Source organism: Brevibacillus centrosporus, assembly GCF_003710815.1.
Lineage (GTDB): Bacteria > Bacillota > Bacilli > Brevibacillales > Brevibacillaceae > Brevibacillus > Brevibacillus centrosporus.
On record NZ_RHHP01000031.1, the window covers coordinates 58,332 to 71,350 of the forward strand.

At 51.5% G+C, this 13,019-nt stretch carries 12 protein-coding genes; all 12 read left to right on the forward strand.

The features are described 5' to 3' along the window. The first annotated feature begins 8 nt into the window (after nt 1-8). The 12 genes from aroC (at nt 9) to aroA (ending at nt 12,804) form a co-directional block, all read left to right on the forward strand. Entirely contained in the window at nt 9-1,172 is a 1,164-nt protein-coding gene (aroC, locus tag EDM55_RS21800) for a chorismate synthase (RefSeq protein ID WP_092272162.1), read from the forward strand. Next, nucleotides 1,172-2,272: a 3-dehydroquinate synthase gene (aroB, locus tag EDM55_RS21805; protein ID WP_122961377.1), complete on the forward strand. Its 1,101-nt coding sequence runs from the start codon at nt 1,172-1,174 to the stop codon at nt 2,270-2,272. The genes aroC and aroB overlap by 1 nt, the downstream gene beginning before the upstream one ends. Before the next feature lie 2 nt (nt 2,273-2,274). Continuing rightward, nucleotides 2,275-2,649: a chorismate mutase gene (aroH, locus tag EDM55_RS21810; protein WP_092272168.1), complete on the forward strand. Its 375-nt coding sequence runs from the start codon at nt 2,275-2,277 to the stop codon at nt 2,647-2,649. 460 nt (nt 2,650-3,109) lie between these two features. Beyond that, nucleotides 3,110-4,624, forward strand: a complete 1,515-nt coding sequence (gene trpE, locus EDM55_RS21815) for an anthranilate synthase component I (RefSeq protein ID WP_092272171.1) — start codon at nt 3,110-3,112, stop codon at nt 4,622-4,624. After that, nucleotides 4,618-5,643, forward strand: coding sequence for an anthranilate phosphoribosyltransferase (trpD, locus tag EDM55_RS21820; RefSeq protein WP_122923061.1), 1,026 nt, complete (start codon nt 4,618-4,620; stop codon nt 5,641-5,643). Before trpE ends, trpD begins: the two co-directional genes overlap by 7 nt. Beyond that, nucleotides 5,633-6,442, forward strand: coding sequence for an indole-3-glycerol phosphate synthase TrpC (gene trpC / locus EDM55_RS21825; protein ID WP_122961378.1), 810 nt, complete (start codon nt 5,633-5,635; stop codon nt 6,440-6,442). Before trpD ends, trpC begins: the two co-directional genes overlap by 11 nt. Next, nucleotides 6,439-7,074 (forward strand): phosphoribosylanthranilate isomerase, encoded by a 636-nt coding sequence (locus tag EDM55_RS21830; protein ID WP_122961379.1) that lies wholly within the window; start codon nt 6,439-6,441, stop codon nt 7,072-7,074. Before trpC ends, EDM55_RS21830 begins: the two co-directional genes overlap by 4 nt. Beyond that, the gene (gene trpB, locus EDM55_RS21835) at nt 7,071-8,300 is read left to right on the forward strand and encodes a tryptophan synthase subunit beta (RefSeq protein ID WP_092272179.1); all 1,230 of its coding nucleotides are present in this window, start codon (nt 7,071-7,073) and stop codon (nt 8,298-8,300) included. The genes EDM55_RS21830 and trpB overlap by 4 nt, the downstream gene beginning before the upstream one ends. Beyond that, nucleotides 8,300-9,118: a tryptophan synthase subunit alpha gene (trpA, locus tag EDM55_RS21840; RefSeq protein ID WP_122961380.1), complete on the forward strand. Its 819-nt coding sequence runs from the start codon at nt 8,300-8,302 to the stop codon at nt 9,116-9,118. The genes trpB and trpA overlap by 1 nt, the downstream gene beginning before the upstream one ends. A 29-nt stretch (nt 9,119-9,147) precedes the next feature. Continuing rightward, nucleotides 9,148-10,242 carry a histidinol-phosphate transaminase gene (gene hisC, locus EDM55_RS21845; RefSeq protein WP_122961381.1) on the forward strand — a complete coding sequence of 365 codons (1,095 nt, stop codon included), beginning with the start codon at nt 9,148-9,150 and terminating at the stop codon, nt 10,240-10,242. 69 nt (nt 10,243-10,311) lie between these two features. Beyond that, nucleotides 10,312-11,415 carry a prephenate dehydrogenase gene (locus EDM55_RS21850; protein ID WP_092272188.1) on the forward strand — a complete coding sequence of 368 codons (1,104 nt, stop codon included), beginning with the start codon at nt 10,312-10,314 and terminating at the stop codon, nt 11,413-11,415. Nucleotides 11,416-11,523: 108 nt separating this feature from the next. Then, on the forward strand, nt 11,524-12,804 hold the full coding sequence (aroA, locus tag EDM55_RS21855) for a 3-phosphoshikimate 1-carboxyvinyltransferase (protein ID WP_122961382.1): 1,281 nt from the start codon (nt 11,524-11,526) through the stop codon (nt 12,802-12,804). The last annotated feature ends 215 nt before the right edge of the window (nt 12,805-13,019 follow it).

The following is a 13,019-nucleotide window of genomic DNA, read 5'->3' on the forward strand; positions in this document are numbered from 1 at the left end:
AGCTAGTAATGCGTTACTTGACAGCAGGAGAGTCTCATGGGCCGCAGTTGACTGCGATTATTGAGGGTGTGCCAAGCAATCTGCCGATTTCCATTGAGGCGATCAATGAGCAGTTGGCTCGTCGTCAAAAAGGACATGGCCGTGGCAGAAGAATGCAAATTGAAAAGGACCAGGTGAAAATTCTTTCCGGTGTTCGTCATGGCTATACAACAGGAGCTCCGATTACGCTGGTCGTGGAAAATAAGGATTGGACACATTGGCAAGGAATCATGAGTGCAGAACCGGTGGAAGAGGGAGCAGAGGAAAAACGTCGTGTATCCCGTCCACGTCCGGGCCATGCGGATTTAAATGGCGCGATCAAATATCATCAGCGGGATATGCGCAATATTCTGGAACGTTCCAGCGCTCGTGAAACGACGATTCGCGTAGCAGTAGGAGCTGTCGCTCGCGAGCTGCTCGCAGCGTTTGGAATCCGCGTAGGCGGACAAGTCCTGCAAATTAATGACATCATTGCAAAACGGGAGTATGTGAGTCTCGACGAATTGATTGCTCGAACAGAGGAATCGCCGGTTCGTTGCCTTGATAAGGAAGCTGAAGTGAAAATGATGGCTGCGATCGATAAAGCCAAAGAGGATGGCGATTCTCTCGGTGGGATCGTTGAGGTAATCGTAGAAGGCGTGCCAATTGGTCTGGGAACACATGTACAATGGGATCGCAAGCTGGACGGACGTCTGGCACAAGCCATCATGAGCATTCAAGCTTTTAAAGGGGTAGAAATCGGTATTGGATTTGAAGCGGCTGGTCTTCCAGGATCGCAGGTCCATGATGAAATCGAATGGAATGAAGAGACGGGCTACAGCCGAAAATCCAATCGCGCAGGCGGCTTGGAAGGCGGTATGACAACGGGTATGCCGGTAGTGGTTCGCGGTGTGATGAAGCCGATTCCTACGCTTTACAAGCCGCTCATGAGCGTTGACATCGATTCCCGAGAAGCGTTTTCCGCGAGCATTGAGCGTTCGGACAGCTGTGCGGTTCCAGCAGCGAGTGTCGTAGCCGAAGCAGTTGTGGCATGGGAAATTGCAAATGCGATGTGTGATAAATTCCCATCCGACTCGATGGACGACATGGTGGAAAACGTTCGTCAATACCGGGCATACACGGAGAAATTCTAATGAAACACGAGACTCTGACTGTAGATTTGGGCGAGCGATCCTATCCGATTGTTATTGGAGAAGGTCTTTTGCAGCATGCACCGAAGCTGCTGCAGGAGGCTGGCATTTCTTCGAAGAGTCAGCTGCTGATTGTAACAGATGAACACGTGGCAAAGAATTATTTGGAGCCGCTGCGTGAAGTCTTGGCAACGGCAGGCTACCGTACGACTGCGAGTGTGATTGCTGCGGGTGAGCAATCCAAAAGCTTGAGCGTCTACGACCGAATTATGACAGAAGCCATTCAGGCAGGTCTCGATCGCAAGTCAGCTGTGCTGGCGCTGGGTGGTGGTGTTGTCGGTGATTTAGCAGGTTTTGTCGCAGCTACCTATATGCGCGGTATCGACTTTGTTCAGCTGCCTACTACGCTGCTGGCTCATGACAGCTCGGTAGGGGGCAAGGTTGCCATCAATCACCCCCTCGGGAAGAACCTGATCGGTGCCTTCCATCAGCCGCGCGTGGTCATCTACGATACATCTGCTCTGCATACGCTTCCGAAAAGGGAAGTAGCAGCTGGCTTTGCTGAGGTAGTCAAGCATGGGCTTATCTCGGATGAAGCCTTTGTCGATTGGCTGAAGGAGAATGCAGACCGTTTGTGGGAGCTCGATTCTGAATTGTTGGCAAAAGCGATTCAACGAGGCTGTGCGGTGAAAGCGGCGATCGTGTCAGAGGATGAAAGAGAGCAAGGGAAGCGGGCCTTGCTTAATTTGGGCCATACATTTGGGCATGCGTTTGAGGCATTGAGCGCATATTCCGCGCTGAACCACGGAGAAGCCATCGCGATTGGGATGTGTATCGCAGCCAAAGTGGCAGAACGGGTAGGAATTGCGGAGAAGGGCGTATGTGAACAGACAGAGCGCGTGCTGAGCCTGTACCATCTCCCGACAAAATGGCCAGCAGGTCTCACGCCGGAAGCGGTGCTGGAAGCGATGAAGCGGGATAAAAAGACCGTTGGCGGCAAGCTCGCTCTTGTTTTGCCACGGGCAATCGGCCATGTAGAACTAATTAAAGACATCGACGAAGAAATCATCTTGACAGTGATGCGAGAAGAAGTGGAGGCGTAATCATGGGAGTGCGAGGAGTCAGAGGAGCCATTACAGTAGAGGTCGACACACGTGAAGAGATCGTGTCCTCCACCAAATGGCTGTTGGAAGAAATGGTCAGCAAAAATGAGATTGCAGCAGAAGACATAGCGAGTATTATCATTACCACGACAGAAGATGTAAGTGCTACCTTCCCTGCGCAGGCTGCACGCTTGCTTGAGGGCGATGGATGGCAATACGTTCCGCTGATGTGCGCGCGCGAAATTCCTGTTCCAGGCGGTCTGCCTATGTGTGTGCGTGTCATGATGCATGTGAACACGGACAAGCAAGCAAAAGATATTCAACACGTATTTTTGCGGGATGCGGTTAAACTCCGCCCCGATCTGACAAATCGATAGTTGACATTCTGGGCGCTCTCTTTTACGATAAGTGAAACGAGAGCGTCTCGTTTTCCGGATTGATGAATTACCGGCTGAGAGCAGAGCAAGTAGAGCAGAGTTGAGATGAGTTAGGTTGAGGAGAGAAGAGCAGGCTGGGTATATTTTTTGCGCCCATTCCAGTGCTCGCACTGGTTTTTTTATTATCCCAATGCTTTGTAAGCATAACAGGATAGTAGGTGGGCAGCTGATCATTCACCTGTGCCAGAAGCTTGGCAATTCCAAGTTTATTATGAAAACTCCACTCAGGATTTTCATGAGGCTTGAACGTGGTCTCAAAACGGCCACCAAACAACGGGCAAACAATCTCGTTGTTTGTATAGAAATTCTCCCCCTACCTCTCGCTCTAGTTAGCGGGCAGGGAAGAGCACGGATCAAAATTCCGTCCCGTTCTTTCCCCCGAAAAAGGAGATGAGAGTCCATGTATTTCCCCACTTTAGCCGAGGTCCAATCCCTTTCGGCTTCGTATTCTTTAATTCCCGTGAGCATGACCTTGTTAGCTGACCATGAGACACCCATTCGTTTGTACCAAAAGGTTCGCCAAAGTGACTCGTTCCTTCTTGAGAGTGTGGAAGGCGGAGCGAGATGGGCACGGTTTTCCTTCATCGGGATGAATCCTTTTCAGATCGTCGAAGCAAAGGAAGAAGAAATTACCGTGCTGCGCCGTAATGGAGAGCGTACGTCCCTCCAAGGGAATCCGGTTCAGTACCTCCGTGAAGAATTGGATCGTTTCAAAAGCCCTAAGCTGCCTCGTTTCCCACGGCTTAGTGGTGGAGCAGTAGGGTTTTTCGGCTACAATACACTACGTTATTTTGAAAATCTTCCAGCCCATCGACAAGAGCGCTTGACTGTTCCGGATATGCGTTTTCTGTTTGTGGATGAAATGATTGCCTTTGACCATCTGAAGCAAGAAATCCAGCTGATTGTAAACCTCCATGTCGAGACGGGAGATACACCAGCCGTCATTGCCGAAAAATACGAGCAAGTCTGTGAACGCCTTGAACAGCTGGCTGCGAAAGTAAGTGAGCCCCTTCAGGCAGACCGCCGTATCCAAGTAGCTGAACAAGAGCCGACACCTCTCACTGTGGAGCCCAATATGAGTCGCGAGAAGTACGAGGAAATCGTGGAGCAGGCAAAAGAATACATTGCCGCGGGCGATATTTTCCAAGTGGTGTTATCCCAGCGATTCTCCGTGAAAACAGATGTGGATCCTTTTGCGGTCTATCGATTGCTGCGTACGTTAAACCCTTCTCCGTACATGTACTACCTCGAGTATGAAGGGGAAACAGTAGTTGGGACTTCACCGGAGCTGCTGGTACGGGTCGAGGATGAAAAAGTAGAAATGCGGCCGATCGCGGGTACGCGCAAAAGAGGAGCTACTCCACAAGAAGACGAACTGCTGGCGGCAGATTTGCTAGCGGACAACAAGGAGAGAGCCGAGCACTACATGCTGCTCGATCTCGGACGAAACGATGTGGGGAAAGTGTCCGCCTACGGTAGTGTCAAAGTAGAGGAGGCATTGGTAATCGAAAACTACTCCCATGTCATGCACATGGTGTCGCATGTGACGGGCAGGCTTCGGGAAGATCTGCATCCATTTGACGCTCTGCTTTCCGCTTTTCCAGCAGGTACGGTATCGGGCTCTCCCAAGCTTCGAGCGATGGAAATTATCGCAGAGCTGGAACCGGATGCCCGCCACTTGTATGCAGGGGCGATCGGGTACATTTCCTTTGACGGTTCGCTGGATAGCTGCATTACGATCCGCACGCTGTTTTTCCAGGATGGATACGCACACGTGCAGGCCGGAGCAGGGATTGTCGCTGACTCTGTACCTGCGAATGAGTATCAGGAGACTGTCAACAAGGCAGCAGCTATGATTTCCGCACTCGAAAAAGCGGAGCAGCTGTTTTCGCGCAAGGAGGAATTGTCATGCTAACGCAAGCACTCGAGCAGATCCTGCAAGGCAAGCATTTGGATACCGCTGTTGCCGAGGAAGCCATGGGAGAGATTATGGACGGCAAAGCGACTCCTGCCCAGATCGGGGCTTTTCTCGCCAGCCTTCGCTTGAAAGGTGAGCAGGTAGAAGAAATTCTCGGCTTCGCCAAAGCGATGAGAGCACGCGCTACGACGTTTCCGATCGAGCTTCCGGGCTTGGTGGATACGTGTGGAACAGGCGGCGATGGCAGTCATACCTTTAACATTTCCACGGCGAGTGCTTTCGTCGCAGCGAGCGACGGGGTTCGCATCGCCAAGCATGGCAATCGTGCCGTATCCAGTAAAAGTGGGAGTGCAGATGTGCTCGAAGCACTGGACGTTCCGGTCAATCTAACTCCGAAAAATGCGGCAGACTGCCTGCGTGCAACGAATCTGTGCTTCCTGTTTGCGCCGCTGTATCACCAAGCGATGAAGCATGCGGCTGGACCACGCAAGGAGCTGGCTGTTCGCACCGTGTTCAACCTGCTGGGTCCCTTGACGAATCCAGCCAATGCCAGTCATCAGCTGATGGGTGTTTATGATGCCAAGCTGCTTCCGACGATCGCTTCCGTTCTTGCTCAATTGGATGTCAAACGAGCGCTGGTCGTAGCAGGAGAAGACGGCTTGGACGAACTGACAGTAACCGGAATCAGCCATGTGGCAGAGCTGCGCGATGGCAAAATCACTACCTATGAAATACAGCCTGAGCAATTCGGATTGCGGCGCTATGAAAAAGATGCCTTGCGCGGTGGAGATGCAACGGAAAACGCGGCCATCATCCACGATGTTTTTGCAGGGAAACGCGGAGCGCCTCGCGATATCGTTTTGCTGAACGCAGGAGCGATCCTGTACCTGGCAGATCGGGTGAGCTCGATTGAAGCAGGTGTGATCCGTGCCGCTGAACTGATTGACGACGGACTCGTGATGAATAAGCTCGAGCAAGTCCGACAGATTGCAGGAGGAATGATTCATGCTTCGTAAAATTGTCGAGAAAAAACGGGAAGAAGTTAGCCGCCTGCACATAGAGAACACAATGTCCGGCCTGCTTTCAGCTGCAAAATCCGTAGAAGCGCCGCGAGGTTTCCGCAAAGCATTGGAAACAAGCACAAGAGCTGTCAGTGTCATTGCTGAGGTGAAGAAAGCCTCGCCATCGAAAGGACTGATCCGTCCTGACTTTGAGCCAGTGACCATCGCCAAAGCATATCAAGCGGCGCAGGCAGAGTGTCTCTCTGTATTAACCGATGAATCCTTTTTCCAGGGAAGCCTGACTTATCTGCATACGATCCACGAGGCAATCGATCGACCTTTATTGCGCAAGGACTTTCTTATCGATGAAATGCAAGTCGTAGAAGCCCGGGCAGCAGGAGCAGATGCCATCCTGCTGATTGCGGCCATTCTCGAGGGATCACAGCTGCGTCATTTGTACCAGACAGCAGAAGAGCTGGGCCTAGATGTACTGGTGGAAGTGCATGATCGCCGAGAGACCGAGATGGTGCTAAGGCACATCACTCCCACGCTATTGGGGATTAACAACCGCAACCTCCATACGTTCCAAACGGATCTGGCAGTGACACATGAAGTGATTGCCGAGATCCCGTCCTCGATCACAGTCGTCAGCGAGAGCGGTATTTCAGCTCCAGCGGATATCGAAAACGTGAGGAAGGCTGGGGCGAGAGCAGTCCTAGTAGGCGAGCATTTCATGCGACAGTCCGATGTGAGGAAAGCCGTGATTTCCTTGGTTGGCGAAACGAATGGTGCGAAGCCGGGGGTGATCCTGTGACGCGCGTCAAAATTTGTGGCATTAAACGGGTGGAGACGCTTGCTCTCTTAAAAAAGCTGGACGTTGATTACGTAGGCTTCGTTTTTGCCCAAAGCAAGCGTCAGGTAGATGGCCAAACAGTCAAATCCTTGCTGAGTCAGGTCCCTGAACATCCACCAGCTGTCGGCGTGTTCGTCAATCCCACTCTTCAGGAATTGGATGACCTTCTCGCGGACGTACCGTTAGCTGTTATTCAACTACATGGTCAGGAGACGCCAGAGTACTGCCAGCAGGTCAAAGCACGTTATTCTCTCCCTGTTTGGAAAGCATTGGCGGTTGGCGGAGAGGAAGATGCTGCAGCAGAAATCGCACGTTACGCCGGTTCCGTTGACGCGTACCTGTTCGATACGTACGATCCGAGCCAGGCAGGAGGGACGGGCAAACGTTTTTCTTGGGAGCAGATCCCGCAGCTACAGGAGGCTTGCCAGGAAAAAACGTGCATCATCGCTGGCGGGATCAATACGGAAAATGTATCGGAGCTCATTAACCGTTATCAAGCAGAGATGATTGATGTATCAAGTGGAGTCGAAACAGACGGCGAAAAGGATGCCGAGAAAATAAAAACACTGGTGGAGAGGGTGAAAGGCGCATGAAGCAAGCAACGACAACTACGCGAATCGTGCCAGACGAAAAAGGACGCTTTGGAGCGTTTGGAGGAAAGTTTGTACCGGAAACGCTGATGAACGCGCTGACCGAGCTGGAGGCTGCTTTTGAGGAAGCGACCCAGGATCCGGCTTTTTGCGGGGAACTAAATCATTTGCTGAGCGAGTATGCAGGCCGACCAACGCCACTCACGTATGCCGAGCGTTTGACAGAAGAGCTGGGTGGAGCCCGTATTTACCTCAAGCGGGAAGACCTGAATCATACAGGAGCACACAAGCTGAATAATGCACTGGGTCAAGGACTTTTGGCTAAGCGTATGGGGAAGACCTCGATTATTGCAGAAACAGGAGCGGGTCAGCACGGAGTGGCAAGTGCGACTGTCGCTGCGAAATTGGGTCTTTCCTGCAAGGTATTCATGGGGGAAGAAGACATTCGCCGTCAATCCTTGAACGTTTTCCGCATGAAGCTCTTGGGGGCGGAGGTGATCCCGGCGGTTTCGGGTTCTCGCACGTTGAAGGATGCGACGAATGAGGCGATTCGTTACTGGGTTTCCAATGTAGAAGAGACGTTTTATGTGATCGGTTCTGTCGTAGGTCCGCATCCTTATCCATACATCGTTCGTGAGTTCCAAAAGATTATCGGAGAAGAAACGCGTGCCCAAATTCTGAAAATGCTCGGAAGACTTCCAGATGAAGTAATCGCGTGTGTAGGCGGTGGCAGCAATGCGATCGGGATGTTCTACCCGTTTATTTCGGACGAAGCGGTTGCCCTTCGAGGGGTGGAAGCTGCTGGGCAAGGTGTTGACACGGACAAACATGCGGCGACCTTGAGCCTTGGTCGTCCCGGAGTAATCCATGGTTCCTTGACGTATCTGCTGCAGGATGAGCATGGACAAGTACAGGAAGCCCACTCGATCTCGGCAGGTTTGGATTACCCAGGGGTAGGTCCGGAGCACGCGTATCTAAAAGACAGTGGCCGCGTGACTTATACGTCCGTTACCGATGCTGAGGCACTGGAGGCAGTACAGCTTCTCTGCCGAACAGAAGGAATTATCCCTGCTCTGGAGAGTGCCCATGCCATTGCGGAAGCGATCAAGCGAGCACCGCAAATGTCCAAAGAGGAAATTCTTGTCATTTGCCTGTCTGGTCGGGGAGACAAGGACGTATTGACGATCCAGGATGCGCTGGAGCAAACCGCAGAGGGAGGCGAGCAATAATGACAGCAGCCGTAAACCGTATTGACCGATTGTTCGAAGATCGCAGCCGCAAACGCTTCATTCCGTTTATCACAGTAGGGGATCCTACGCTGGAAGCCACTTATCAGCTAGCACAAGCGATGGTAGAAGCGGGAGCAGACCTGATCGAGCTGGGCATTCCGTACTCGGACCCGCTGGCAGATGGGCCAACCATTCAACGCGCCTCGCAACGGGCACTGGCAAATAACATCTCAATCATCGATGCCTTGCAGCTCGTGAAAAGATTGCGTGATTCCGGCATGGAAGCATCTCTGGTCCTGTTCTCGTACTTTAATCCCGTCCTTCAATATGGTGTGGAGCGATTCTTTGCGGATCTGGCTACCTATGGGGCAGATGGCGTCGTGATTCCTGATTTGCCGATCGAGGAGAACGGACCTGTAGTCGAGGCGGCGAAAAAGAACGGAATTCACGTCATTTCCTTGGTGGCACCTACCTCAGAATCGCGCATTCAAACGATCGGGGAGCAAGCCACTGGTTTTCTGTATTGCGTGTCGTCCCTGGGAGTAACAGGAGCTCGCGCCAGCCTGCGGGAGGACTTGTCAGATTTCCTCAGCAGAGTAAAGGCGAGCACGAAGGTTCCAACGGCTGTTGGCTTCGGCATCTCGACTCCCGAGCAGGTCAAAGCAGTGGCGCCGCATACGGATGGTGTGATCGTCGGGAGCGCCATCGTCCTCGAAATCGAGCGACACGAGGAGCAATTGAGAGATCCAGCGCAATCCGAAGAGGCTGTCGCAAAAATAAAAACCTTTGTACAACAGTTAGCCAGTGCGTTACAATAATCACTAAAAAGGTCTGGAGTGAAATGTAGATGCAACCGAAGCAACGAATTTTGAATGCGCCAGTATACCAACCCGGCAAACCGATCGATGATGTCAAACGGGAATACGGGTTGACTGAAGTCATCAAGCTGGCGTCTAACGAAAACCCGTATGGTTCATCGCCAAAAGCAAAAGAGGCAATCGTTGCTCATTTGGACAATTTGGCTTTGTATCCGGACGGTGCAAGCCTGAATCTGCGTTGGGATTTGGCTGAATTCCTCGGAGTAAAACCGGGTCAGTTGATTTTCGGAAATGGATCAGATGAAAGTCTGCTGATGATCTCTCGCGCGTATTTGAGCGAAGGTACGAATACCGTGATGGCATCGCCGACTTTTTCACAATATCGCTCCAATGCTATTATTGAAGGTGCTGAGCTGATCGAAGTTCCTTTGAAAAATGGCGTTCACGATCTTGAAGCAATGGCTGCGGCTATTAACGAACAGACGCGCGTTGTGTGGGTGTGCAACCCGAACAACCCATCCGGTACGATCGTAACGACAACGGAACTGGAAGCCTTCTTGAAGAAAGTTCCGAAAGACGTGCTCGTTGTTTTGGACGAAGCGTATTACGAGTACGTGGTAGATCCAGAATATCCGAAAACCATTCCGATGCTGGCGGAATATCCAAACCTGATCATCCTGCGCACATTCTCCAAAATTTACGGACTGGCTACCATGCGTGTGGGCTACGGAATTGCATCCGAAGAGCTCGTCTCTCAACTGGAGCATGTTCGTGAGCCGTTTAACACAGGAGCATTGGGCCAAGTGGCAGCGCGTGCCGCTCTTCACGATCAAGACTTCGTGAAAAAATGCCGCGAGCTCAACCGTGAAGGCATGAAGCAATACACGGATGCCTTTGAAGAATGGGGTCTTGACTACTTCCCGTCTCAAACAAACTTTATTCTGGTGAACCTGAATCAAGATTCGGACGAAGTATTCAAGAAGTTTTTGAGCAAGGGGATCATTCTCCGCTCCGGGAATGCACTTGGCCATCCAGGCTACCAACGCATTACAATTGGTACGCCGGAGCAAAATGAGAAGGTTCTAGCCGTTCTGAAGGAAATCGTCACAGGCGCATTGAAATAATCATAGAAGATGCCGGGACACCCCCGGCATCTTTGTCTACACGCAAGCAGGAAGGATCGAGAAGTCAAAATGAAAAAAACCACCATAGCAGTACTAGGTGTTGGGCTGATTGGCGGATCAATCGCCTTGTCAATGCGTCGCGACCCCGAGATTCGGGTTGTCGGGTATGACGTGAGACAAGATCGACTGGACAAGGCTCTGACGTCGGGCGTCATCCACGCGGGTACGACAGATTTGCAAACAGCTGTCAGAGAGGCCCACATCATTTTCTTAGCAGCACCTGTAGAACAGATATTCTCCACCCTCCGGATGCTCGATGACTTGGAGCTTCAGTCCGATGTGATTGTGACGGATGTTGGCAGTACGAAAGCAGAGATTGTACGAGAAGCGCTCAAAGTGATTCCTCCCCATGTGACCTTTATCGGGGGCCATCCAATGGCAGGATCGCATAAGTCCGGCGTAGAAGCAGCTTCGGACCGCCTCTTGGAAAACGCCTACTACGTTTTGACTCCTTCTGCGGGAACTTCCGAGCAGCAGGTCAATCGTTTAGCGGACATTTTGTCTCTGACAAGAGCAAAAGTCGTACAGATGGACCCAGAGACGCATGACCAAGTAGTAGGGGCAGTCAGTCATTTCCCTCACGTGCTTGCATCGGCACTCGTCAACCTGGTAGCAGGCTACGACGGGGATGACGGGTGGCATGCTCGGTTGGCAGCAGGGGGCTTCCGAGATATTACCCGTATCGCTTCCAGTAATCCACGAATGTGGCGAGATGTTTTGCTGCAAAACCGCGAGCCTCTATTAAAGATAGCCAAGGATTGGGCGAATGCGCTGGAAGAAGTCATGGATCTGGTCAAAGCTGGCGATGCAGATCGAATCGAGCAATTTTTCCAGACAGCGCGAGATTTTCGCGATGGGCTGCCTGAGCGTAAAGCGGGAGCGCTGCCGCCTTTATACGATTTGTATATCGATATTCCCGACCATCCAGGAGAGATCGGACGAATCACGACACTTCTGGGCGCGCGACAGATCAATATTATCAACCTGCAGATTCGGGAAACGCGTGAAGATATATACGGAGCCTTGCGTATCACGTTCCAATCGCAGTCTGAAATGGAAAAAGGCGAGGAGCTGCTTCGTTACTTCGACTACAACGTTTATAAGCGAGTGTAGGAACCGAAAGGCAGCGGGCAGTAAGCAAGGGGTATTTTACTATAATCAGACTTTACAACGAAGACGCTTCACAGCATGACTGTCATGAGAAAAAAGGGGAGTGGAACAGTGCTTCGCGTACGTCAAGCTAATACAATTCAAGGAACCGTTCGAGTTCCAGGAGATAAATCGATTTCTCACCGGGCAGTTATGTTCGGGTCTTTGGCAGAGGGTACTACTACGATCGAAGGATTTCTGCCCGGTGCGGACTGCCTTAGCACGATTAGTTGTTTTCGTCGGATGGGTATCCAGATCGAGCAGCAGGGAGATAAAGTAACCGTACTCGGCAAAGGCTGGTATGGTTTGCAGGAGCCAGCGGAGCGGCTGGATGTCGGCAACTCCGGTACCACGATTCGTCTGATGTCGGGGATTATGTCCACACAGCCTTTCCACGTAGTCATGGAAGGGGACGAGTCCATCGCGAAAAGACCGATGCGTCGTGTGATTGGACCGCTGCGTCAAATGGGTGCCAAAATTGACGGAAGAAAAGACGGAGAGTTTACTCCACTGGCGATTCGCGGGGGAGACCTGCAAGGAATTGCCTACCAATCTCCTGTAGCGAGTGCTCAAGTGAAATCCGCAATTTTACTGGCTGGCTTGCAGGCAAAGGGTGTCACGAGCGTCACGGAGCCTCACTTGTCTCGTGATCATACAGAGCGCATGCTGCAAGCTTTTGGCGTACATGTCGTACGTGACGGACTTACCGTATCGGTAGAGGGTGGACAAAAGCTGAAAGGACGTGCGATTCAGGTACCAGGGGATATTTCCTCTGCAGCTTTCCTGATTGCTGCTGTGATGATGGTGCCAGGCAGTTCTCTCTTGATTGAAAACGTAGGGATCAACCCGAGCCGTACGGGAATCATTGACGTCGTACAGCAGATGGGTGGAGATCTGGAGCTGGTAAATGAGCGCGTAGTAAATGAAGAGCCAGTGGCAGATTTACTGGTCAAGCATTCTCAGCTTCATGGCATCGAGATCGCGGGTGATATTATCCCTCGTCTGATTGATGAAATCCCTGTGATTGCAGTAATGGCCACGCAGGCAAAGGGGAAAACGGTGATTCGGGATGCCGAGGAGCTGAAGGTAAAGGAAACGGATCGGATCGCGACAGTAGTAGGTCAACTGAGTAAATTCGGTGCCAAGGTGACTCCAACGGACGATGGTATGATTATTGAAGGGGAAACAGCGCTGACAGGGGCAACGATCAACAGTATGGGAGATCATCGTATCGGGATGGCTATGGCGATTGCAGGCCTCGCAGCACGCGGTGAAACCATCATCGAAAATGAGGAAGCGATCAATGTATCCTTCCCAGGCTTCGCTGAACTGCTCGAGCAAATCAGTAAATAGAAGAGACAGGAAAAATCCGCATGGGGTCGTGCGGATTTTTTGCTTGTACAGGGCCATAAAGCAAGGTGGAGCTGCGTTTTCGAATACAGCCAAGTTTTCTGTGCAGGTAGAGAATCGTTTGAAAGCCGAACAAATCTTCCCAGTAAAAAAATATGTCTGAAGATCCTATTTTTAGCGAAAATGATTTGACAAGCGCTTACATTCCGTTTATTATA

Coding starts and splice junctions, on each gene's coding strand:
- trpA (WP_122961380.1), top strand. CDS start 8,300: ATGACAGCAGCCGTAAACCGTATTGACCGATTGTTCGAAGATCGCAGC.
- aroB (WP_122961377.1), top strand. CDS start 1,172: ATGAAACACGAGACTCTGACTGTAGATTTGGGCGAGCGATCCTATCCG.
- hisC (WP_122961381.1), top strand. CDS start 9,148: ATGCAACCGAAGCAACGAATTTTGAATGCGCCAGTATACCAACCCGGC.
- trpE (WP_092272171.1), top strand. CDS start 3,110: ATGTATTTCCCCACTTTAGCCGAGGTCCAATCCCTTTCGGCTTCGTAT.
- aroH (WP_092272168.1), top strand. CDS start 2,275: ATGGGAGTGCGAGGAGTCAGAGGAGCCATTACAGTAGAGGTCGACACA.
- aroC (WP_092272162.1), top strand. CDS start 9: ATGCGTTACTTGACAGCAGGAGAGTCTCATGGGCCGCAGTTGACTGCG.
- EDM55_RS21850 (WP_092272188.1), top strand. CDS start 10,312: ATGAAAAAAACCACCATAGCAGTACTAGGTGTTGGGCTGATTGGCGGA.
- trpB (WP_092272179.1), top strand. CDS start 7,071: ATGAAGCAAGCAACGACAACTACGCGAATCGTGCCAGACGAAAAAGGA.
- trpD (WP_122923061.1), top strand. CDS start 4,618: ATGCTAACGCAAGCACTCGAGCAGATCCTGCAAGGCAAGCATTTGGAT.
- trpC (WP_122961378.1), top strand. CDS start 5,633: ATGCTTCGTAAAATTGTCGAGAAAAAACGGGAAGAAGTTAGCCGCCTG.